This is a genomic window from Blastomonas sp. (assembly GCF_030373265.1).
Classification (GTDB): domain Bacteria; phylum Pseudomonadota; class Alphaproteobacteria; order Sphingomonadales; family Sphingomonadaceae; genus Blastomonas.
In genome coordinates this window covers 1-20,698 of the sequence record NZ_JAUCZC010000036.1, presented here as the reverse complement: position 1 = coordinate 20,698, position 20,698 = coordinate 1, and the positions used below count along the sequence as shown (strand labels likewise).

Genomic DNA, 20,698 nt, shown 5'->3' with positions numbered 1-20,698 from the left:
GTTCAGTGTTCGTTCTTCAACCTGGCCAAAATCGCAGCTTCGGGCCGACTGGGCCATGTTTGCATGTGAACATGACGACATTGAGTTTAACTTCGGCCCAGGCTCCTTCCGATCAACCAAAGGTGGAAAACATGGGCCGCCACGAACGCGCCTCCAATAACGATCAGGGACGGTAACAGCATCCCCTCCTGCCCCGGCCTCGGCGTTAGGGTCATCGCTGCAACATTGAACAGCCCCAACACACAGATCGCAAGGAAGGGCGTGAAGCTGAGAGCTAGAACGCGAGGTGCGGACCAATTCACCAAATTGGAAAGCGGCTCTGATCGTGAAAGCCGCCATTGCATCGGCAGTTTCCTTTCCTGCCGGAAACGGGCGTTTGCCCGGATGGACAATCCGATCATCACCAGTGCGAAGATGGCGGACACGATTAGCACGGCCATGAGTTTTCCCCTAAGCTATATGTTTGCATGTGGACATGCTCACTTGCCTACAGGACTTTCCCCCATCTTTCGGAGCCAGTCGTTGAACGCCTCGGCCATCGCGTCCTGCAAGCTCATGCCGTGCTTGCGGGCGGTCATGTGCATGGCGAACGACATTTCCGGGCTGAAATAGCCCGTCATCGCCTTCTTGCCCTGACGGCTCGGCGCAACCGGGCTGCTGCTCGAACTGCTGCCGGTGCCTACGCCAGTGCTGCCGGCGACCGGCACGGCCGCCCTTCCCTCCGGCTCGGCCGAAGCCGGCGTTGGTGCGGGATCGCGATCCCGCAATGCAAGCAATGATCCCTTCCGGCTCATGCGCTGGCCCTCCGCTTCGTTGATGCTTGCATGTTTACATGCTCGCATGTCCACTTGTAAAGCTGGCGCACCTCGTCTGCCGCCTTGCCGTCCGGCTCGATCTCCATCGCGGTTTTCCCCTCGGCCGCCGCGTGACGGAACGCGGCGCGATCCGCAACACGGTGCGGGCAGGCGTCCAGCCCATAATCCTGCACGAGCTGCGTCGCTTCCTCATACATGCGCGGCGCGGTCGGGCTTCCCGCCGTGAAGATCACGAAAGCGGGCTTGCCGCGCATCTTCACAAGGCTAGCGGTCGTCTTGATCGCGGCCAGGTCGAACGCGCTCGGCCGACATGGGATCAGCACCAGGTCGGCAGCCTCGACGGCGGCGCTGGCGGCGCTGTCGGCATGGGGCGGGGTGTCGATCACGATGAACTCCGCGCCCTGCGCCGTCGCTTGCTCGATCTTGGCGGCGAGGCGAGGGGGGGCGCTGTCGATCACGACCGGGGGCACGTCCTGCCGCCATGCCGCCCATTGGCTCGCCGTCGCCTGCGGGTCGAGGTCGATCACCAGCGCGGTATGCCCGGAATCCTCGGCGGCTGCGGCCAGGTGCAAGGCGAGGGTGGTCTTGCCCGCCCCCCCCTTCTGGCTGATGATTGCGATTGTTGGCATGTGAATATCCTTACATGAACTCATGTTTGCATGTGGTCATAGCGCAAGCGGCTATCGGATGAAAGGGCAGGGCGTCTAGCCGTCCTCGCCGCCCTCATCCTCGCTGTCATCGTCCAGCGGCTCATGCTGCATCTGGCCGTGATCCTCGATCGGGCAAAGTGGCGCTCCGGCCTGCTCAAGCCATTTGCGCGCGGTCCTCGCGGTATAGCCGCATGTCGCGCACTCGCATTTCAGCATCCGGGTTTTCTGCTTCTTGGGCGCGGTCGACTCCCCGTCCGTGTCGAGACGGGCATGGGGGAGGGGGCCAGCGACATCGAGGATCGATGCGACGGCCGCAAGGAACGCCTCGCCGGGGGTGGTGGCACGCATCGGCCCGATCAACCCCAGCCCCAGCGCGACCCGTTTAAACGCCTTCCCATGCCCTGCCGGGATGCCGACGGCGGCATGGACCAACTCATGCGCGAGGATGGCCGCGATCTGCGCCGGCATCGCATCGGGCGCGTGCGCTAGGTCCGGGCGGATGAAGATTTCAAAATGCCCGTCCGCGCTAAGTCGGTTGTCCCAGCACTCGCCGATCGCCTTGCCCTTCGCGCCTCTGCTGGTGAAGCCGATCGCCCCGCGCACGCGGTCGGGCAGGGGGGCGGCAGCGCCTCGAACAGCGGAGCCATGCCCTGCGCCACGGCATTGAGCCTGCTTTCGCGGGTTTCGTGGGTCATCGTCTTTACTCCCTTCAAATCGCCTGTCCCGCGATGGCCATGCCATCGGCCGGAACACGGACGCCCAAGAACGCCGGCGAGAGAGGGGGGCAGCGGGAATCTGCGGGAGTGGTGCGCGGCGCAGGGAGGCGCAGCCGAGTGAGCCACGGTCCCGCTGATTGCCGTTGCGGGGGAGAGGCGGCCGGGACCGCCTTTCCCCCTTCAAACAGGATCGGCGCCGGCGCACGCCGGCACTGCTGCGCGAGATCCGCGCAGCGATCTCGCTTCCGCCATGTGGATCGTCACCTTGGGCCAAGACCGCTTGCGGGCTTGGGGAGCGTGAGCGACTAGAGCCACGGTGCCGCGCCAGCGGCAGGCGCATAATCACCGCACCCATTGCCAAAATCAGATTTTGTGACTACACTGGGACTACGTTTTCAGAAGGAAATCCCAATGGCTGTTTCCGACACCTATGTCCGCGCCAGGATCGACAATACGACGAAGGAACGCGCCACCGCCGCGCTGGGCGCGATGGGCCTTTCGATCTCCGACGCTATCCGGCTGCTGATGCTGCGTATCGCCGACGAACGGCGCTTGCCTTTCGAGGTCAAGGTTCCGAACGCCGCGACACGCGAGGCAATGGCAGAGCTGGCGGCGGGGAAGGGGACCAAGTTCGCCAGCGTCGATGCGCTGATGGCGGACCTCCATGCGGACGATTGATCGTTCGACCCGGTTCAAGCGCGACTACAAGCGGGAAGCAAAGGGCCGGCATCGAGCGACCCTCGATGCCGATCTTCTGCCTGTCCTGGCCGCGCTCGCGACCGACACGCCGCTTGATCCCAAATACCGCGACCATGATCTGAGCGGCGATTGGGCGGGCTACCGCGATTGCCACGTCAAGCCCGATCTGGTGCTGATCTACGCCAAGCCCGACGACGAAACGCTGCGCCTCGCGCGCCTTGGCTCGCATAGCGAGGTATTCGGATAGATGACGCATATGCGGGCGATCTTCATCCGCCACGGCGAATCCACCGGCAACGCCGGCGTGCCGTGCCATGATCTCGCGGCGATCGAGCTGACGGAGCGCGGCCACGAACAAGCGCGCCAGGTCGCGGCGTGCTGGACGCAAGCGCCTGCGCTCATCGTCACGTCGCCCTATACCTGCACCCGGCAAACGGCCGCGCCGACGATAGCGCGCTTTCCCGGCGTGCCGGTCGAAGTGTGGCCGATCGAAGAATTTACCTATCTCCAACCGGCGCGCTGGAACGGCACGCGCAGCGCCGAACGGATGCCGCACCTCGAACGCTATTGGAGCGCGGCCGATCCGGACTATTGCGACGGGGAAGGGGCGGAGAGTTTCCGCGCCTTGCTCGGGCGCTGCGAGGCGGCGCTGGCCCGCCTCGCGGCCATGCCGCTCGCTTCGCTCGTCTATGTGTTCGGACATGGGCAGTTCATCCAGGCCGCGCGCGCGATCGTCGCCGACGCCGATCTGGACGAGCGCGCCAAGATGCGCGCCTTCTGGCGCAAGGGCGAGCCGCCCGCGATCAGCAACGCGCAGCGGCTAGGGTTTCATTGGGATGGCGACCGCTGGGCGTGTGCGTCGGCGATCGCCGCCTAGATCAACACCCGCTCCACCTCGTCCAGCGTCACGTCATCGGGTCTCCGGTCGTAAAGCTGGGTGGTGCGCGTCGAGCTGTGGTTCGCCATCGTCGCGGCCGTCTCCAACGTGCCGCCGTTTTTCAGATAGGTGGTGATCCCGGTCGCGCGGAACGAATGGTTGCCGATCGCCGTCCCGATCTCGGCCGCGCCCGCGCGCCGGCGCACCATCGCGAACGCATTGGCTTGGGGGAGGGGGGTATCGCTGAGGCGCTTAGTGCCGCGCGCGATCGTGCGGAACAGCGGCCCCTTGCGATCCTCGCGCAGCTCGCAGCCGTCGATATAGGCGGATAGATAATCCTCAAGATTGTGGTGGCAGGGCATCTCATGGCGCTTGCCGCCTTTCTCATGCAGGCGGACCCATAGCCGCCTGTTCTGCATGAACACGTCCTCGACCCGCATCGCCAGCGCCGCGCCGATCCGCGCGAAGCTATAGACCATCAACCCGATCAGGGCGCGGTCGCGCAGGCCCGCATGGGTGATCACGTCGATGCTGTCGAGCAACCGCCGCGCCTCGTCGGGGGCCAGCACCGGCGTCTTGCCGCGCCGCTGGCTATGCGCCGGCCCGCGCACCGATCCGGCAGGGTTCACCGGCACGATATGGCCCGTCACCAGCCAGTCGAACAGGTGGCGCACGCCGGCGAGCTGCTGCTTGACGCTGGGCGCGGCCAGCTCGCGCCCCAGCGCCTCGACCCAGGCCGCGACGTGGAGCGGTTGCACGCCAGCGAGAGAGGCAATGCCGCGCGCCTCGCACCAGGCCAGGAAGTCGCCCGCCGCGCGCGCATAGGCGCGGCGCGTATGCGGATTGCGGATGGTGACGGCGAAGAACTCAAGGAAGCGAAGCCGCGCGCGCTCGTCGGCCGCCGCGATCAAGGCCGGCAACACCAGCGCGGGCGAGGGTAGGGGGGCGAGCTGGTTCATCGTGCGATCTTCTGCCAGCGGGCCGGCTCGGGGCGGGGCTTCGCCAGCTCCCGGCGCAATTCGTCAAACACCTCATCGGCGGGACGAACGCGGCCCGCCTTCACGTCCTCAAGCCCGCGTGCAACCGACTCGTCCAATATCCGGCGCAACAGCTCGTCGCGCAAATCGCGGTGCGGCTCCATCTCGATGAAGTTCTGAACGATCGCGAACACCGCCTCGGACGGATCAACGAAATGGCCCCGTTCGACCTGCGCCAACAGCCAATCGGCCATGTCGCCGGGTAGATACGCCTCGAAACGCAGTCCGCCCGCGCGCGCCTGCTCGCGCAGCGCCTTGGCCTGGTCGCGCTCGGCATAGTTGTCGGCAAAAGCCTCGTCGTCATTTTCGATCATGCCGGCATCCCTTTTTACGGTGGATCTTCGGAGGCGTTTAAACGCTCTCGGCGGGGGTCGCCCCGATAGCGCACCCAAAGGTCGTGCATCGCGTCGCGGTAACCCCAGGCATCGGCGTAGGTGGTCGCCTCCTGCGCCAGATAGGTCATGACCGTCAGCATATCCTCGGCAATGACGGCATCGACGTTGCAAAGGTGCAGGATCGGGAAATGCCCGCACTCGTCGCCATTCCACCAGGCCAACAGAAAATCCGCGACCTTGGCCGACGCGCCGGTCTCGGCCGCGCGCGTGGGCGGCAGCGCGATCGGCAGCAAGCGGCCGATCGCCGCGCCGGCCTCATCGAAGCTCACGGCCCGGATGACAGGGCGGCGCTGCGGCGGTGTCGAGGCCGTCTCGGGCATGGCGATCATGGTCCTTTTGAATGTGTGATAAAGGACATTATCATACATATCAGACTAGGTAAATTCCGTTTGCCGAAGCCGACCGGCGCTCATAGTCTGGGTTCTGATTGTGGGCTGCTTCCGACACACGCGATAATCCACGCTGTCTTACTTCGCAGTTCGACGGGTTGGAGACGCTGCGAGAGCGCCTGATTGTGAATCAAAGACATGAAGTTGCGCCGGCTATCCCAGCTAAGCAGCCTAACTACGTTCGCGACGTCGCGCGGTTTGCTGCTTTTCTTGGTCGAGCTCCCGACACGAACACCGGGCGTCGGGCGAGCGCATCCGGCGGCGCGGTCACACCGCCATATTCATGATGTCCTTGTAGGCCGAGAGCACCTTGTTGCGGATTTGCAACGTAGCCTCAAACCCGATGCTGGAGCGTTGCCGGGCGAGCATCACCTGGGCGATGTCCGTCGTCTCGCCCTTCTCGTAGGCGACGGTCAACGCGCCCGCTTCCGCGTTGATGTCGTTTAGTTTCTGAAGCGCGGCTCGAAAGGTTGATCCAAGGCCGGTCGGGGGCGCTGGAGCGGTGGCGGAGACGGTCGTGGCGCCCCGATCGCCGAGCTGGGCGGAGCCGGCCACCTTGCTAAGCGCCGTGCTAATCGCGGCGTCGAGTGGGGTTCATCTCGTTGACCGAGAACGTCATGATCTGGCGGTGGCGTTGTGGTGACCTCAAGGCTAAACTCCGACAGGGTTAGTCGGCATCGGCACGGAGGGGTCGGCCCGATCTCCGGCTCGACCAATTGCCCGCTGGGCCGAAGCTGTTGGTAGGAAGCCTTGCCTCGATTTTGCTCGACGGCGGTCTGCTTTAGGCGGAGCGCCTGCGGCGTCAGAATTGACGGATTTATAGACTACACAATCCCTACTTTTACGCAGCCTCGGCCCATTGCCGCCATTAGGACACTCTGCCATTCCCTGGTTCGTTAGTGCAGATCGAGGGACGCAAGGTGGGGCGCTTAGTGAGTTATCGGATGCTGCGCTGGATCGCGCTGGCGCTGCTCGGCGCAGTCTCCGCGACGGGCTTCGCGCCGCTGTTTCTCTGGCCGCTCACCTTGATTGCGTTAGCGATCTGGATGGAGGCAGTGCGCCGAGTGGAGACGCTGCCGATCGGCAGCGCGACTATATCGATTGGGCGTTGCGCACCGCGCTGTCGCTGGGGATCGAACCGGATGCGGTGCTGACCGAGGATGCGGCGATCCTGCTCGCCGCCAAGCTCAAGACCCCACTCCAAATCGGCCGCCATCTCGTTCGCGCGTTCGAAGCAGGGTTTGAGGCCAGCGTGAAACCCATCGATGCCGCGACGGTCGAGGGCGTGCTGTCGCGGCAGATTGACGACCTCGAACCCCAGCTTACCCGCCACGGCTACGATACGAAGAGCCTGGCGGACCGGTTTGACGCCAAGCCGGCGGAAATCCGACAACTCCTCTGCGGCGGGCTCGATCCGGCTCGTGCACGTGAGCTAACCGACGATATGCGCGCAGCAGGATTGCCGCTTTGATCGCCTTATCCGCGATCGTGCGCTGCTGATTGAATATCTTAGGTCCGTCGCACCGAATGTGGGTTGTGTCTCAACGATCGTGCGCCGGCCGATCGCCAGCGTCTCACACAATCCGAGCCCGAAACACCCCTCTATTGCAGTTCTGGGCGATCATCATTGCAAGCCGCTACACCTAGCCATCATCCAATCGGGAAGCAGCGCACGCCCGAGTCAAGATGCCCTGCGGTCACCAGTCGCTCGGACCACGGCCGATCGTGTGACTCAGATCTCCGAGAAGAATCCTGTTCAATCCGAACTCAGCGCCTCAGCATGTTGCGATTGACTTGCGGTAGCGTAATTGGTAGCCCGAGAAATGAGAACGGTTCGCAACAAACGGCGCCATTGGCTATGACAATAGAACGAGGGGGGTTATGAAGACCATTATCGAGGGCGTCTCGCTAGGCGCATTATCGACGACGTTGCTGATCGCTGCTGGATCGCCAGCCTGGGGACAGGCGCAGAGCAAGCCTGCCGAGCTTGGCACGGTGACCGTGACCGACACGGCCATTGACGAACAGGAGGCGGAGACCTCCTACAAGGTCTCACGCAGCGTCAGTGCGACCCGGACCGACACGCCGCTCGTTGACGTGCCCCAAAGCGTTACCGTCGTTCCGGTGAAGCAAATCGCCGACCAGGCGTCAAACAGCATCGGCGACGCGATCCGCTACGTTCCCGGCGTCTTCGCGTCGCAGGGCGAGGGCAACCGGGAAACCCTGTCGTTCCGCGGTAACTCGACCACCGGCGATTTCTTCGTCGACGGCATCCGTGATGACGTTCAGACCTATCGAGACCTCTACAACATCGAGCGGCTTGAGGTTTTCAAAGGGCCGAACGCGATGATTTTTGGCCGCGGCGGCGTCGGCGGCCTTATCAACCGCGTCACCAAGGTCGCCGATGGTCGGCAGCATATTGGCGGCCGTGTCGAGGCGGGCAGCTTCGATCACTATCGCGGCCAGATCGATCTAGGCGCACCGGTGAACGACATGCTGTCGCTCCGGCTGACGGGTGTCTACCAGAACAGCGGCAGCTACCGTGATGGAGTCGACTATAAGCGCTGGGGCCTGAACCCCACCGCCACCTTGGCACTCGGCGCGGACACGACGGTCTCGATAGGATACGAGCATTTCGAGGACGATCGCGTCGCTGACCGCGGCGTGTCCTCCTACCTGGGCAAACCACTGCGCACGCGGCGCGGGGAGTTTTTCGGCGACCCCGACAATAGCCCGACCTGGACCAGCACTGACGCCGGCACGCTGTTCATCGAGCACCGCTTCAGCGACGACGTGGTGATCCGCAACCGCACGCGCTATGCCCAATACGACAAATTCTACCGCAACGTCTTTCCCGGCGCGGTGAACACGACCACCCAGGTCAATCCTGCCGGCCTCCCGGCTGGCAGCTACGCGCCGGGCACGATCGTCCCAATCCAGGCCTACGATAACGCGACCCAGCGCGAGAACCTGTTCAATCAGACTGACCTCAACGCGAGATTTGCGACCGGCTCCATTGAGCATACGCTTCTGATCGGTGCCGAGTTTGGCCGGCAAGAAACGGACAACCTTCGCCTTGAAGGCTTTTTCCCGACCTCCACCAACGCGCAGGGTGTCCAGACGGTCTTCGCGACAATTGCGGCGCCCCGCATCCGTCGTCCCGACCTGCTGTGGCGCCAAGTCGCGAGCAGCGGCCAGAATAATAGCGTCGCCAAGGTCGCCGCCGGATACATCCAGGATCAGATTGCGCTGTCGCCGATGTTCGAGGTCGTGCTCGGCATTCGCTACGAGAACTTCAGCACGAAGGTGCGCGATCAGCGGACGATCGGCTTCCCGGCCGGCCAGCAGCGCGAGTTCGATGTCACTGATAACCTGTGGTCGCCCCGCGCCGGTTTGATTTTTAAGCCTGTCGAGCAGGCGTCGATCTACGCCGCCTACTCGCGGACCTACCTGCCGCGCGGCGGCGATCAACTCGCCGGCCTCAACCTGACCAATCAGAGCCTCGCGCCGGAGAAGTATCAGAATTACGAGATCGGCGCGAAGTGGGACATTCTCCCGACCTTCAATGTCGCGGGCGCGGTATTCCAGCTCGATCGCAGCAATGTACTGGCGCTGAGTGATCCCAACAATCCCAGTTCGCCGACGGTCCCGATCGGTCGCCAGCGCACCAAGGGCGTCGAGCTGAGCGCGCAGGGAGAGATTACGGACCAGCTCAGCCTGATCGCCTCCTACACCTATTCCGACGCGAAGTTCCTCGATACGCAGTCGGAAACGGTGCTGCGCGGGAACCGGGTGCCGAACGTGCCGAAGCACGCGGCTGCGCTGTGGACGCGGTTCGATCCAACGGAATCGCTCGGCGCCGCGGTCGGCGTGATTCGTCAGGGGCGGCGCTTCGCGGCAACGGACAACCTCGTATCCATGCCTGGTTACACACGCGTCGATGGCGCGATCTACTACCGCCTCACGCCCCAGCTCGATCTTCAGCTCAACGTAGAAAACATCTTCAACGCGCGATACTTCCTGTACTCGTTCAGCAACACCAACATCACGCCGGGCTCACCGACGGCCTTCCGGGTTGGCGTCAACGCTCGGTTCTGACGCCCCCATGCGCGTGTTTAGCCTGTCCCGGCTCGCCCCACGCGAACGCTACGTGATCGGCCTCTTTCGGGGGGCCGATCCGACTGCCACAACCGGCGAGTTGCCTGCCCTCTTCCATCAGCTCCGCCTCGCGGGGTCAGCCATCGGCTTTCGCCCGGCGCCGATCGGGTGTGTCTATGTGACCGGTCATGAGCTGTGCCTGCTCGGCATCATCGCCGGATTGCAGCGCGATAATCCCGGTATGGCCATCACGATCAGCAAGGCGGTCCGCCCGGTCGCGCTCGCCTGCGCGCGGCGCCTCGCCCACGACGGCGTTTACCTGACCCATGCAACGCTCGCTCGACTCGCTGGTCTGACCGAGATGTGTGAGGAGCTGTCGGTCTCGATTTCTCCGGTCACCAACCTTCCGCTCAAGCGGACACGGTCACCATACTTTCCATCGCCGGAGAGCTTGCAGGCAAAAGCGCTCGGCTTCGTGCGAGCGCGGGGTCATACATCGTTAGGTGATCTCGCTGGCTTCGGTGTCTCGCGCCAGGTCGTCAGCCTGATGTTCAAGCGGGGGCTGCTCGTGCGGGTGCGGACAGGCGTTTACCAGGCCGCTCCCGAGACCCTGCGTGAGTGATCGAATGAAGGTCATTGATCATGGTCAAGGCGAAGCTCCCCGAGAAGCCGATAAGCCGATAAAAGCGTCGCAGGAAGGCGAGATGCCCGGCCGGTACCAGCCAAGCCGGCAGCCTCGCTGGATCTCGATCGGCCTCATCGCCGCGATCCACGCGGCCGGGTTCATCGCGCTCCAGCATATGGAAGTTGGCAACGTCCGGCTCGCCTCGGCGCCTCCGCTGGTCGTCAACCTGCTTCCGCTCGATCCACCTCCACCGGAGCCGGTCACGCTACCTACTGAGAAGGTCATTGAACGAACACCGGAGCGCCAGCAGATAGTGGCGCCTCCCCCGATCGTGGCGATACCGACCGCGCCTGCCGCGGCTCAGTCGATCACGAAACTGGAGCCGACCCCGCAGCCACCGCCGGTCCAAGCCGAGGAAACCAAGTCCGCGCCGCCCCGCGATACCGAGACGATGGTGAACCTGAGCACGCGGCTCCTCTCAGCCGAGCCGCCCCGTTATCCCACAGAAGCGCGACGTCGGCGTGAAACCGGCACCGTCGTTCTCATGGTGGTCGTCAACGAGGAAGGTCGCGTAGCAGCCATATCGATCGCCGACAGCAGTGGGGTCGACCGGCTCGATAAGGCAGCTTTGAGCGCCGTGCGCCAGTGGCGATGGTCACCCACGATCATCGATGGTCGGCCAAGCGAGGTGCGAGGCCTGGTTCGTATACCGTTCGAATTAAAGGGTGCGCCCTCAGCAAGCTGATCAAAATCCGGTCTGAGCTGACATGTCACAGGATGTTTGAAGAAAGGTCATGGCGTCACTTGCACGTCGCACTGCGGCATTGTCGCCCAGATAGAGGTCGACGCCCTCGTAGGGTTGCACCCCGCCAACGATCTCAACTGCGGATTGCGGTGCATTCGTCGATATTCTGTTTCTCAAACCAACCGCGCGCGCCAGATCGATCCGAATAACGCTCTTGTCCGCCAGCGACAACGTGATCAGGCAATTGCCTTTGGTGGCTACGTTTGTCACCTGCGACACGCGCGCGAAGCCCGGCCAAGGCTTTGCTTCGGCCGTGCCACGGGTCAGCATATCCTGGATGAACTTGATCGCACCCGCCGCAGTCCTGGGTTTGCTCGCAGGCGCGTCCTGGGCGATAGCCGGGTTGGCCAACACGACCATCAGCCCCAAAACGATGATGCGCCGGACATTCAGCATAGCTACGGGCAGCCCGTGAGGAGCCGGCTGTGCTCGAGCGGAGCGACGGAGCTACGCACTTCCAAGATCGATCCTGGCCGCGGTCGGTCAGTTTTCATAATCATGCGCCCCATGATGTATGCTTCCGTGGCGCCACTTTGCTATTCCCCTCCGTCCGTACCGTGTCGCAGATACTATAACCCAGACGGTCATAAAGTGCCCTGGCTCGATCGTTCTGTATCGCCACCGAAATAATGATGAAGCGCAGTTTGCGTTCTTCAGCCCATTGTTCCGCAAGAGCGAGCAGCCGCGATCCGAGCCCGTTCCCCCAATATTCCTTGCGGATCGCCAGATCGAAGGATGCGAATTCCTCTGCTCCTTCTTCCCGCACTTGCCGGATATCGACATAGCCGACAATGCCATGCCCCGTTTCGATAAGAAAAATGCCGCGCTTTCCAAACCTTGTAGCCCGCAATTCCGATACGCAGCGTTTCACCAAGGCACGGGGGTCAGCGACGTCGAACACCATATGCTCGGCTTCGGTGCTCAACGCTGTTTTCAAAGAGGCAAGCGCCTTTGCATCACGAACGCCCGCCGCCCGGGCAATGAACCTGCGCGATGCGCTCTCACGCGCGCTCCCCTCGACGAAGCGGAGCGCGACCGGCACAGAGGCCGATAAACGGCTCATGCGCGCCGCTCCCGTTGCGCCGCGACAGAATACCGGTTCAACCTAGCGAGGCCCGCCCAGCTGAAACGCTGGCGGAAAAAGGCCCAGTAAACGACCCCTGCTCCTCGCGACGCCTTGCCTGAACCCTCGTCTCGCAGGCTCTTCCGCACCCCGAACGACGCTAGGCAAAGCCCCGCGATGTTGGTGAAGATAGATATGAAATCCACCGTGAGGGCAAACGGCGCGCCAACGATGATATTGTGCGCCAGCCAGAAAGGAGCCCCGATCAGGAAAGCTATTTTCATCCGTAAAGGCGATGGCTGGTTGCGCGCGGCCATGCTGACGATGCTGCCGCAGCCAGCGAGAAGCGATGATATGCCTGCCCATGTGAAAATAGCCAGCGTGACAAGGATGGCGAGGCTCGCGACGTTGAGCGCCAACCGCGTCCCACGATCCCGCACGGTCAACGCGATCAGCAGCTGCGCGAGCGAGATGCCGCAAGCCACCGCTGCGGTCGAGGCACCAAGGGCGGCGAATTGCAGTGCAAAGGCGATCGCGCCGACGCCTTGGACGATGATTACCCGACGCAAGCAGCGCAGGAATGGCCAGATAACAACGCACGCCAGCCCGATCATGCCCAGCAGAATGCTAGTCGCACCGCCAACGGTCATCGCTTCGGAAATCAAGGATGGCATGCTCTCTCGCGGGAATGAGGACGACACCCGCATAATGAAGATGCCTGGTTAATATTCCCTTCACAGTCCGCGATGCGCATGGCCTCGTTTAATTTGGCCAAGCCCGCCCATTCTCATGCCGCCATTCGAGAAAGCCTGACATGATCCAGCGCGCGAAGCTCCATTTTCCTCGTGTCACGCTGCGGCCCGACCCGTCGCGTACTTTGGTCAGGCCGTTCGAGCCCGGCTATCCGCAAGGCTTTGACGCTGGCACGACCCGCACCCAGGAGACGGTCGATCTGATCCTGTCGCTTGGCGAGGCGGAACTGACCCGCCAGTTGGAGGGCGTCACCGCGTCACTGGACGAGAACCACCGCGACGTCGACGCGATGCTGCGGCGGCGTTTCGACGAGGTCGCCGATCACTTCAAAGGTGCCGACCGCTGCGACGATGCGCGACGTCGACTGATTGGAGCCTATTTCAGCCAGGAATACGCCTATGAGAGCGCGGCGTTGTTCAATCCCAGCGCCGTGCTCCATCCCGACCAGAGCGACGTTACCGATGGTGAGGTTCGGATTATTCTGTCGCTGCGCGGGATCGGCGAGGGCCATCTTTCTTCCGTGACTTTCCGCACGGGGCGGTGGAAGCCCGGCGGCGCGCTGGTTGTGGATGATCCCAGCTCGGTGTCGATGCAGCCGATCATTGAGCGTGCCGATACGGGCGACGTGGTCCGCCTTCGGTATAGCGGCAGCGAAGACTTATCCGAGACCGTGCTGTTTCCCGTGCTGCCCAGCCAACGCCAGGGGATCGAGGACCTCAGGCTGGTTCGTTTTGACGAGGGTGAAGGCACGTTCGCCGATCATGGAACCTATACCGCGTTCAGTGGCGCAGAGGCGCGATCGGAGCTGCTGACCACGACCGATTTCAGCACCTTCGAGATGCGCGCGCTTACCGGCGATGCCTCGACGGGCAAGGGGATGGCGCTTTTCCCCCGTCGGATCGACGGCTTGTTCACGATACTGGGCCGTCAGGACAACAAGAATATCTGGCTGCTGGAATCTGACGACATCCTTCACTGGGCCGGCGGCGCCAAGCTGATCGAGCCGCGCTATCCGTGGGAGTTTGTCCAGATGGGCAATTGCGGCTCACCGATTGAGGTCGACGAGGGATGGCTGGTGTTGACGCACGGGGTTGGCACGGTGCGCAACTACTGCATCGGCGCATGCCTCCTCGACAAGCGCGACCCCTCGAAGCTCCTGGCGCGTACGCCGCGCCCGGTCCTGGCTCCCAGCCCCAAGCAGCGCGACGGCTATGTTCCCAACGTCGTCTACAGCTGCGGCGCGCTGCTGGCCGGCCACCACTTGTTGCTCCCCTATGCCGTCGCGGACAGCTTTACCGCGTTCGCGACCACGACGGTCGATGATCTGCTCGCAGCGATGGAGTGAGCAGGCGGCGTTTTGAGGGATTTTCGGGCCAGACGCGTATCTAATAATATTGGCGATGCTGCCGCGCCTGGTCTGCCGGCGTATCCGGCCGGCGCTTCGGGTTGGCAGCAGCGTTTGAGGCCGTGCATGCGCCTTGCAGCCTCAGCGACAGTCGTGATCCAGGCCAATTGATGGAGGCTCCGCATGTCACCGCAGATTTTAAAACTTTCGGCAATTTCCGGACTGGCAGCGGCACTTGGCGGTTGCGCGACGTATGGACAGCCAAGCCGTAATATCGCCTATTTCGCGGTGCCGTGTAACACGCCGGGAGCATTCGTAGCGCAGCCCTTGTCAGCTTTGGACGCGCCTCCAGCCACGCCGGTCCCGGCGACCCAGACGCAAGGTGTACAAGCTTGCCTGATCGCGGTGCCGGCCCGGGATCTGGCCTATAACGCGCGCTATCGGGGCGGCGGGGGTTATTACGATCCTTACTATGGCTATCCGGGCTATGGGTCGCCCTTCTACGGTTCGTTTGGGATCGGATTCGGACTCCACGGTGGTGGTTATGGGCACGGCAGCAGCTTTGGCCATCGCGGCGGTGGTGGTCATAGTGGCGGCGGTCACGGCAGTCATTGAAGCGCCAATCTGTTCGAGCTTGTTCGTACAGAAATCTCGGCCGCAGTGACACCATTCAACTTTGCTTGAATGGCGAGCCAAGACGCATTGATGGCGTCAGTGACCGCCAACGCACCGTGATGTTCGGCCGCCGACGCATCCGGCTTGCAGCCCGTCCCGGAGCTACGATCGATTAGCGGCGGAGCATCGTGGCCGCGACCCGCCATCGGACTTGGAACGGCGACCATAGGGCGTAAGCGGGGAAGGGATTATCCTGCGCGACGCTCGACGTGTGCGAGGGGTGAGCTGCCAGAGCGCGTAAACCTGAAGAGAGCGCGCGCTGGAGCCGGCTTGGGAGAATGGCTTTATGAGCACGGTAGCTGACGGGTCGACGTCGCAGGAAAAAGTGGATTGCATCATCATCGGCGGTGGCCCCGCCGGACTGACTGCCGCGACCTATCTCGGGCGTTTTCTTCGCAACTGTGTTGTCATCGACGCAGGCGCAGGCCGCGCCAGTTCGATTCCGCGCTCCCACAATCTGCCGGGCTTTCCGGACGGGATTGGCGGTGCGGACCTGCTGTCGCGGATGAAGCGACAGGCGCAAGCGTATGGTGCAACGATCCAGCAGGGCAGGGTGGTCCGCCTGGCGATCGTCGAGGACGGGTTCTCCGTCGCGACGGATGCGACGAACTGGCAAGCCCGTACCGTGATCTTGACGACCGGCGTTCGGAATCACCGGCCCTCGATGCCTCAGTCGTCGCACGACGCCGCATTGGCGCGCGGCCTGATCCGCTATTGCCCGGTGTGCGACGCATATGAGGCTAAGGGCGCCAATATCGCTGTGCTCGGCTGCGACGACCATGGCGCTGCCGAGGCTGAGTTCCTACGCCCATATGGTGCGCGGGTGACGCTGCTGGCGCAACGATCGCCCGAACTCTCGTGGCCGGACGAGGCGCGGCTCGTTGGACTTGGTGTCGAAATTATCAAAGAAGCGGTAGTCGAAATATCGATCGATGGCGATCAACTTGCGGTTCGACTGGCAGATGGGCGACGGTTCTCGTTTGACACCCTGTATCCGGCACTTGGCTCCTCGCCGCACACCCAGCTCGTCGCTGAGATGGGGGTAAAACTTAGCGAAGGCGGCTGCGTTATCACCGACGCACATCAACAGACCTCGGTCAGCGGTTTGTTCGCGGCCGGGGATGTCGTCGAGAGTCTGGATCAAATCAGTGTTGCAATGGGTCAAGCCGCGCAGGCAGCAACAGCAATCCACAACTTGCTCCGCCTCAGAGAGTCGGAGTAAGCCGATCCGAGATATTATCGGAAATGTATTTGCGATGCACGCACCCGATCCGATTAAGTCTCGGGATGAGAACCCAGATCAATGGCCGCGATAGTTGTCGTAGCCGCGTTGGTCGTGCCGATTATACCCGCGATCATACCCATGCTGTCGCTTGTAGGCATGTTGGCGAGGATAGTAGCCACTGTTGTTATAATAGCCGTTGCCATTGCCATTATAATGGCTGTTGCCAGTGTTATAACCATGCCCACCACGGCGGTTATAACCATGGTTGCCATACCCGCCTTGCTCATGACCAGCTCGGTTCTGCCAACCACCATGGTCGCGATCCCGGGCAAGCGCCGCGCTTGGCACCAGAACACCAGCTGTAGAGGCGACCAGCGCAACAGCCGCAAACATTTTGCCGAACATTTCTGTTCTCCTCATCGTTCAATCACGTGAGGTCTTGGTAGATCGTCCGCGTTGAAGCAGGTCTGAATGCATTTGTCAGCGACCGTTCACGCCAAGTCAGTGGCGAGCGTGTCATCTTTTCCCTCAGAGCCACGCGTGTGAGGGCTGGTGCCTGTCGCCACCCCTCACCGGACCGCGGGCGACAGTTAAGTATCAGCGCATCTTTGCTTGCAACTCAGCGAGCGCGCGCTGATTGTCATCGACGGTCTTTCGAGCCTCTGCCAACACCTCTGCGTTCTTTGTATGACGCATGATAATCTGTGACATCTCGATCGCGCCGCGGTGGTGAGCGGCCATGCTCTTCATCCATGCCTTGGCAGGATCGGGGTCCATCATCCCCTGCATCATCGCCTGGTTCATGCGGTCCATCGCGGCCGAAAGCTCTTTTTGCGCTGGCCCCATGTTCTGCATGCCCTGCATCCCGGGCATAGCCATTCCGCCCATTTGCGAATGTTGGGCAAGTGCCGGCGTGGCGGTGACGGTCGCTGCGGCGATGCTCATCATACTGAGGAGACGAATCATGCTGTTTCCTTTCTTTGTGGTTCGATCCTTAACGAGCAAGCGGCAGTCCGGTTCATCTGGATTGGGTTAGGCCGTAATTGTCGCTGCGATTGTCATGCTTCAGGCCGGCGAGGGCAAACGCCTCCCGGCGCGTATCATCTTGTAGGCAGGACGGTTGCACCGCCGCTGGCCTAGGCACGATCGGAGACGTTATGACCAAGATGAATATCGCCGTGAGGCTCCTTCAGACCGCAGCTGCCATCGGTATCGCCACTGCCGGGATCAGCGCCGCGTCGGCGCAGTCAAATGGCGGCTCGATGGCCGGGATGAAAATGGCGCCCGGATCGAAGATGGACGTGAAGAGCAAGAAGGCCGCTCCGAAGAAGGCCGCTCCAAAGAAAGCAGCTCATCACAAGGGTGGGCATCCCGAGGCAGGCAAGCACAAGTAAAACGACGGTAGCTGCCAGCGGATTGTCGGGAGCGATTCCAGCGGCCCGCTGGCATCCCGGGACGGCATGGTCAGGGCCTTGAATGTGCCCTTTGGCGACCCTGGAAGGTTGTTCCGCAGGCGCCTGCGCCATGACGATTCAGTGGATGACCTGGGGGTATTCGCTCGCACTTTGCAGGCGGAGAAAAGAAGCGGAGATGCACATGACTAGCGGCGCGGCCAGGCGGGCAACCACCTACCGGATGGTGACGGCCGAACACACGTGTCCTTACGGTCTTAAAGCAAAGGACCTGCTGCGGCGCGAGGGCTACGCGGTCGAGGATCATTGGCTTACGACCCGCGAAGAAACCGATGCCTTCAAGGTGGAGTATGGGGTGAAGACGACCCCCCAGACATTTATCTCGGGCGAGCGAATAGGCGGCTATGACGATCTGCGCCGCTTTTTCGGCAAGACGGTCAGCGACCCGAAAGCTGTCTCCTACCGTCCAGTGATCGCGGTCTTCGCGATGACGGCGCTGATGGCGCTTGCCACGAGCTATGCCGTGTTCGGCACCCCGTTCACGATCCGCGCAGGCGAATGGTTCATCGCCTTCTCGATGTGCGTCCTGGCGCTGCTGAAGCTCCAGAACATCGAAAGCTTTTCCAGTATGTTCCTAGGGTACGATCTGCTCGCCAAACGCTGGGTGCCCTATTCCTACATCTACCCGTTTGCCGAAGGTGGCGCGGGCGTGCTGATGACCGCGGGCGCTCTGACCTGGCTATCGGTGCCGGTTGCTCTCGTCATCGGGACGATCGGCGCGGTGTCGGTGTTCAAGGCTGTCTATATCGATAAACGCGAGTTGAAATGCGCTTGCGTGGGAGGGGATAGCAACGTGCCCCTCGGCTTCATCTCGCTGACCGAGAATGTGATGATGGTGGCCATGGCGATGTGGATGGCGCTTGCTCCGGGCATGCTGACGATGGCCGGTTAGAGCCTCGGTCAGATCACTGATCGATCGGCAACAGTCCAAAAACAATACGAGCGATAAAATCACTCAAGACGAGGAAAATGTTATGATGCGATCGGCAAAGCGGTTGACAATGATAGTGCTGGGCTTTGTCGCGCTGTCGACGGGCTCGCTTGCGTTCGCGCATGAAGATCATGACGCGCTGGGCGCAGGCCCCGGGGTGGCCAATAGCACAGCCCCCGCCAAGGCAGATGATCACATGGACATGGGCTCGATGACGAGCCCCAGTATGAATATGGCCGGTGACGAGATGGCGATGGGCGGCATGCACGATGAGGGCGCCAACAAAAACAAGAGCTTCGGCGAGCGCCTCGTGAGCTGGCTCGGCCGCGTCCATACGATGGTCATCCATTTCCCAATCGCAATGTTCATCGGTGCATTCGCGGTCGAGCTGTTCGGGCTATGGCGCCAGAACCGCGATTATCAGCGGGCGGCGCACGTCATGCTCGTGGTCGGAGCGCTGGGGGCTATCGTGGCGGCGTTCCTCGGCTGGTTCGCTGGCGGCTTTTATCTATCGGACCGCAACCCTATTCTGATGACCCATCGCTGGCTTGGTACCTCGATCGCGGTATTCGGAATAGGCCTTGCCTACCTGGCTACAGCGCACCGTAGAGCACCCGACCGATCGCGTACTGTCTACTGGGTGCTGCTCGCTTTGATGACGCTGGCAATATCGGTACAGGGGTTCCTGGGGGGCACGTTCATGCATGGCGGCCTCAACCATCTTGCGTTCTGAAGGGGGAAAGATGATTTTTGCTTTGAGGGTGGCTGTGGCCACGTCGCTGGTAGTGCCGATTGCGGTCGCTGCGCAGCCTGCATCGCGCATGGTGGACACGAAAGCCGTGGAAGCGGTGCTGTCTGAGTACAAGGCGGCGATCGAGAAGCTCGACGCGACCGGGACAGAACGTCTCTTCGCGGCCGACTCCCAGATTTTCGAAACGGGCGGCTCCGAGGGGACCTATGCGACCTACCTCGCCCATCATCTCGGGCCGGAGCTGGCGGCGTTCAAATCGTTCAAGTTCTCAGACTACAAGGTCAGCGTCCGTTTCGAAGGTTCGGTCGCCCTCGCGACCGAGAGCTATCGCTACAGGATCGAGCCGAAGACCGGGGCTGTTGCTGAACGCCTTGGCGTCGCAACCAGCGTCTTGCGGCGCGTGGGAAGCAGCTGGAAGATCGTCAGCATGCACAATAGCGGTCGCACGCCGAGAGGCGCCTGATCGATCAGCGTCGTTGATCCCAAAGCTTTCGGGTATCAACGACGCGGTAGCTACTGCTTCTTTGCTGGATCCGGCGTAGTCGGCTCCGGAGCCGTGCTTGTCGCGGAATTAGTCGGGTGATCGTGTTCAAGGATACCCGCATAATGGTTCATCTGGTCTTCGGAAACGTTTGGCGTCTCATCTTGGGGTTTGAGTAGCAACGGAACAGAAAACCTACATAAGCCAAGCAGCCGCTTATCTCCGGTCCGCGTTGTCATGGACATAACGGCGCAGCACGCGGTTTATTTCGGTCTGGTATCCCCCCGATTGCGCGTGATCCTTGAACCAGCTCACCACATCGGTATCGAGCCGCAGGGTAACGGGTTTTTTGCGCGGCTTGTAAAGACCGGGACGCTTTGCCAAAGCCCAATTCTCAATCGGTGCCTCGGGAATATCCGCCGTGTCGATGTCAGTGTCAGGCATGTCCACTAGCTGCGCAATTTGGGCCGCTATGTCAGCCTCAGTCATCTTGTGCTTCATAACGTTTCCTTTCATCGGCTGTCGCTTTTCGGGCGCTGATAATACGTATGCTGTTCTCATCGTCACCCGTGGGGAGCGTGTGGACGACCGTTAAGATCAATATGCCGCGTACCAAGCCAATCGCGTGCCAGCGTTCTTCGTCGTTTTCATAGCGATCAAACACGATGATATGGGCGGGATCATCCCAGACCAGCTCAGCCAGCTCGAATGCGACATGGTGCTTGCGCAGGTTGGCAGCGGCCTTGTCGTCGTCCCACTCAAATATCACAAAACTTCCTGTATTGACATTATCGTGCATACATTGCTCGAGGGCCAGATGCAACGCTGAACCATGCGGTCACAACAAACCCCGGTTTGATGCGAAGCGGCCCAGCGATTACGATCGAACTGCTGGA

The 20,698-nt window shown here is 62.1% G+C and carries 29 protein-coding genes and 1 pseudogene; 15 read left to right on the top strand and 15 right to left on the bottom strand.

Going from position 1 to position 20,698, the window contains the following annotated elements; genetic code table 11:
* Positions 1 to 86: 86 nt before the first annotated feature.
* From QUV11_RS15955 to QUV11_RS15940, 4 genes and pseudogenes are all read right to left on the bottom strand, one after another.
* Complete coding sequence (locus tag QUV11_RS15955) at positions 87 to 440, bottom strand: hypothetical protein (RefSeq protein ID WP_024020845.1); 354 nt, start codon at positions 438 to 440, stop codon at positions 87 to 89.
* Positions 441 to 479: 39 nt separating this feature from the next.
* Positions 480 to 794 (bottom strand): ribbon-helix-helix domain-containing protein, encoded by a 315-nt coding sequence (locus QUV11_RS15950; RefSeq protein ID WP_300883875.1) that lies wholly within the window; start codon positions 792 to 794, stop codon positions 480 to 482.
* Positions 791 to 1,444: a ParA family partition ATPase gene (gene parA, locus QUV11_RS15945; RefSeq protein WP_013041577.1), complete on the bottom strand. Its 654-nt coding sequence runs from the start codon at positions 1,442 to 1,444 to the stop codon at positions 791 to 793. Before parA ends, QUV11_RS15950 begins: the two co-directional genes overlap by 4 nt.
* A 75-nt stretch (positions 1,445 to 1,519) precedes the next feature.
* Positions 1,520 to 2,160 (bottom strand): annotated as a pseudogene (locus QUV11_RS15940) (transcription elongation protein SprT).
* Between the two features lie 432 nt (positions 2,161 to 2,592).
* Between QUV11_RS15940 and QUV11_RS15935 the strand changes: the two are divergent.
* From QUV11_RS15935 to QUV11_RS15925, 3 genes are read left to right on the top strand one after another with little or no spacing between them, the layout of a single operon-like run.
* A complete protein-coding gene (locus QUV11_RS15935; protein ID WP_004212930.1) occupies positions 2,593 to 2,859 on the top strand; it encodes a type II toxin-antitoxin system RelB/DinJ family antitoxin in 267 nt (88 codons plus the stop codon).
* The gene (locus QUV11_RS15930; RefSeq protein ID WP_300883874.1) at positions 2,846 to 3,127 is read left to right on the top strand and encodes a type II toxin-antitoxin system YafQ family toxin; all 282 of its coding nucleotides are present in this window, start codon (positions 2,846 to 2,848) and stop codon (positions 3,125 to 3,127) included. The genes QUV11_RS15935 and QUV11_RS15930 overlap by 14 nt, the downstream gene beginning before the upstream one ends.
* Before the next feature lie 9 nt (positions 3,128 to 3,136).
* Positions 3,137 to 3,757: a histidine phosphatase family protein gene (locus QUV11_RS15925; RefSeq protein ID WP_300883877.1), complete on the top strand. Its 621-nt coding sequence runs from the start codon at positions 3,137 to 3,139 to the stop codon at positions 3,755 to 3,757.
* Here the strand turns inward: QUV11_RS15925 and QUV11_RS15920 are convergent.
* From QUV11_RS15920 to QUV11_RS15905, 4 genes are all read right to left on the bottom strand, one after another.
* Positions 3,754 to 4,716: a tyrosine-type recombinase/integrase gene (locus QUV11_RS15920; RefSeq protein WP_300883873.1), complete on the bottom strand. Its 963-nt coding sequence runs from the start codon at positions 4,714 to 4,716 to the stop codon at positions 3,754 to 3,756. The two genes, QUV11_RS15925 and QUV11_RS15920, sit on opposite strands and share 4 nt — an antisense overlap.
* Positions 4,713 to 5,108 carry a CopG family transcriptional regulator gene (locus tag QUV11_RS15915; RefSeq protein ID WP_013041572.1) on the bottom strand — a complete coding sequence of 132 codons (396 nt, stop codon included), beginning with the start codon at positions 5,106 to 5,108 and terminating at the stop codon, positions 4,713 to 4,715. Before QUV11_RS15915 ends, QUV11_RS15920 begins: the two co-directional genes overlap by 4 nt.
* Positions 5,109 to 5,122: 14 nt before the next feature.
* Positions 5,123 to 5,518 (bottom strand): hypothetical protein, encoded by a 396-nt coding sequence (locus QUV11_RS15910; protein ID WP_300883872.1) that lies wholly within the window; start codon positions 5,516 to 5,518, stop codon positions 5,123 to 5,125.
* Positions 5,519 to 5,845: 327 nt separating this feature from the next.
* Positions 5,846 to 6,133 carry a flagellar hook-basal body complex protein FliE gene (locus QUV11_RS15905; RefSeq protein ID WP_208598082.1) on the bottom strand — a complete coding sequence of 96 codons (288 nt, stop codon included), beginning with the start codon at positions 6,131 to 6,133 and terminating at the stop codon, positions 5,846 to 5,848.
* A 389-nt stretch (positions 6,134 to 6,522) separates the two neighbouring features.
* Here QUV11_RS15905 and QUV11_RS15900 point away from each other — a divergent pair, with 389 nt between their 5' ends.
* The 5 genes from QUV11_RS15900 to QUV11_RS15880 all read left to right on the top strand — a co-directional run bounded on the left by QUV11_RS15900 (position 6,523) and on the right by QUV11_RS15880 (position 11,046).
* Positions 6,523 to 6,732 (top strand): hypothetical protein, encoded by a 210-nt coding sequence (locus QUV11_RS15900; RefSeq protein WP_167348229.1) that lies wholly within the window; start codon positions 6,523 to 6,525, stop codon positions 6,730 to 6,732.
* Positions 6,687 to 7,049, top strand: a complete 363-nt coding sequence (locus QUV11_RS15895; protein WP_230962527.1) for a hypothetical protein — start codon at positions 6,687 to 6,689, stop codon at positions 7,047 to 7,049. The genes QUV11_RS15900 and QUV11_RS15895 overlap by 46 nt, the downstream gene beginning before the upstream one ends.
* Positions 7,050 to 7,459: 410 nt before the next feature.
* The gene (locus QUV11_RS15890) at positions 7,460 to 9,676 is read left to right on the top strand and encodes a TonB-dependent siderophore receptor (protein ID WP_300883871.1); all 2,217 of its coding nucleotides are present in this window, start codon (positions 7,460 to 7,462) and stop codon (positions 9,674 to 9,676) included.
* Between the two features lie 7 nt (positions 9,677 to 9,683).
* On the top strand, positions 9,684 to 10,298 hold the full coding sequence (locus tag QUV11_RS15885) for a hypothetical protein (protein WP_060979796.1): 615 nt from the start codon (positions 9,684 to 9,686) through the stop codon (positions 10,296 to 10,298).
* A gap of 4 nt (positions 10,299 to 10,302) precedes the next feature.
* Positions 10,303 to 11,046, top strand: coding sequence for an energy transducer TonB (locus tag QUV11_RS15880; RefSeq protein ID WP_060979795.1), 744 nt, complete (start codon positions 10,303 to 10,305; stop codon positions 11,044 to 11,046).
* Here the strand turns inward: QUV11_RS15880 and QUV11_RS15875 are convergent, their stop codons facing one another.
* From QUV11_RS15875 to QUV11_RS15865, 3 genes are all read right to left on the bottom strand, one after another.
* Positions 11,047 to 11,502, bottom strand: a complete 456-nt coding sequence (locus tag QUV11_RS15875; protein WP_066044257.1) for a hypothetical protein — start codon at positions 11,500 to 11,502, stop codon at positions 11,047 to 11,049.
* A 100-nt stretch (positions 11,503 to 11,602) separates the two neighbouring features.
* Entirely contained in the window at positions 11,603 to 12,169 is a 567-nt protein-coding gene (locus QUV11_RS15870; protein WP_066044258.1) for a GNAT family N-acetyltransferase, read from the bottom strand.
* Positions 12,166 to 12,834, bottom strand: a complete 669-nt coding sequence (locus QUV11_RS15865) for a YgjV family protein (protein ID WP_167348227.1) — start codon at positions 12,832 to 12,834, stop codon at positions 12,166 to 12,168. The genes QUV11_RS15870 and QUV11_RS15865 overlap by 4 nt, the downstream gene beginning before the upstream one ends.
* A gap of 149 nt (positions 12,835 to 12,983) precedes the next feature.
* Between QUV11_RS15865 and QUV11_RS15860 the strand changes: the two genes are divergently transcribed.
* The 3 genes from QUV11_RS15860 (at position 12,984) to QUV11_RS15850 (ending at position 16,164) form a co-directional block, all read left to right on the top strand.
* Positions 12,984 to 14,267 (top strand): glycoside hydrolase family 130 protein, encoded by a 1,284-nt coding sequence (locus tag QUV11_RS15860; RefSeq protein WP_060979517.1) that lies wholly within the window; start codon positions 12,984 to 12,986, stop codon positions 14,265 to 14,267.
* 183 nt (positions 14,268 to 14,450) lie between these two features.
* Positions 14,451 to 14,882, top strand: coding sequence for a hypothetical protein (locus tag QUV11_RS15855; RefSeq protein ID WP_230962526.1), 432 nt, complete (start codon positions 14,451 to 14,453; stop codon positions 14,880 to 14,882).
* A 346-nt stretch (positions 14,883 to 15,228) separates the two neighbouring features.
* Positions 15,229 to 16,164, top strand: coding sequence for an NAD(P)/FAD-dependent oxidoreductase (locus QUV11_RS15850; RefSeq protein WP_060979519.1), 936 nt, complete (start codon positions 15,229 to 15,231; stop codon positions 16,162 to 16,164).
* A gap of 78 nt (positions 16,165 to 16,242) precedes the next feature.
* On the opposite strand, the gene QUV11_RS15845 is transcribed toward QUV11_RS15850, so the two are convergent.
* Together QUV11_RS15845 and QUV11_RS15840 are read right to left on the bottom strand one after the other, a co-directional pair.
* Positions 16,243 to 16,572, bottom strand: coding sequence for a hypothetical protein (locus QUV11_RS15845; RefSeq protein ID WP_155646063.1), 330 nt, complete (start codon positions 16,570 to 16,572; stop codon positions 16,243 to 16,245).
* Positions 16,573 to 16,764: 192 nt separating this feature from the next.
* Positions 16,765 to 17,133 (bottom strand): DUF305 domain-containing protein, encoded by a 369-nt coding sequence (locus tag QUV11_RS15840; RefSeq protein ID WP_099046548.1) that lies wholly within the window; start codon positions 17,131 to 17,133, stop codon positions 16,765 to 16,767.
* 191 nt (positions 17,134 to 17,324) lie between these two features.
* On the opposite strand from QUV11_RS15840, the gene QUV11_RS15835 reads away from it, so the two are divergent.
* The 4 genes from QUV11_RS15835 (at position 17,325) to QUV11_RS15820 (ending at position 19,784) form a co-directional block, all read left to right on the top strand.
* Complete coding sequence (locus tag QUV11_RS15835; protein WP_060979521.1) at positions 17,325 to 17,561, top strand: hypothetical protein; 237 nt, start codon at positions 17,325 to 17,327, stop codon at positions 17,559 to 17,561.
* 202 nt (positions 17,562 to 17,763) lie between these two features.
* The gene (locus tag QUV11_RS15830) at positions 17,764 to 18,531 is read left to right on the top strand and encodes a glutaredoxin (RefSeq protein WP_300883876.1); all 768 of its coding nucleotides are present in this window, start codon (positions 17,764 to 17,766) and stop codon (positions 18,529 to 18,531) included.
* 109 nt (positions 18,532 to 18,640) lie between these two features.
* Positions 18,641 to 19,303 carry a DUF2231 domain-containing protein gene (locus tag QUV11_RS15825; protein WP_300883868.1) on the top strand — a complete coding sequence of 221 codons (663 nt, stop codon included), beginning with the start codon at positions 18,641 to 18,643 and terminating at the stop codon, positions 19,301 to 19,303.
* Positions 19,304 to 19,313: 10 nt separating this feature from the next.
* Positions 19,314 to 19,784, top strand: coding sequence for a nuclear transport factor 2 family protein (locus QUV11_RS15820; protein ID WP_060979522.1), 471 nt, complete (start codon positions 19,314 to 19,316; stop codon positions 19,782 to 19,784).
* Between the two features lie 234 nt (positions 19,785 to 20,018).
* On the opposite strand, the gene QUV11_RS15815 is transcribed toward QUV11_RS15820, so the two are convergent.
* Both QUV11_RS15815 and QUV11_RS15810 read right to left on the bottom strand, forming a co-directional pair.
* Complete coding sequence (locus tag QUV11_RS15815; protein WP_010339846.1) at positions 20,019 to 20,303, bottom strand: BrnA antitoxin family protein; 285 nt, start codon at positions 20,301 to 20,303, stop codon at positions 20,019 to 20,021.
* Complete coding sequence (locus QUV11_RS15810) at positions 20,284 to 20,601, bottom strand: BrnT family toxin (protein ID WP_031290428.1); 318 nt, start codon at positions 20,599 to 20,601, stop codon at positions 20,284 to 20,286. Before QUV11_RS15810 ends, QUV11_RS15815 begins: the two co-directional genes overlap by 20 nt.
* Between the last annotated feature and the right edge of the window lie 97 nt (positions 20,602 to 20,698).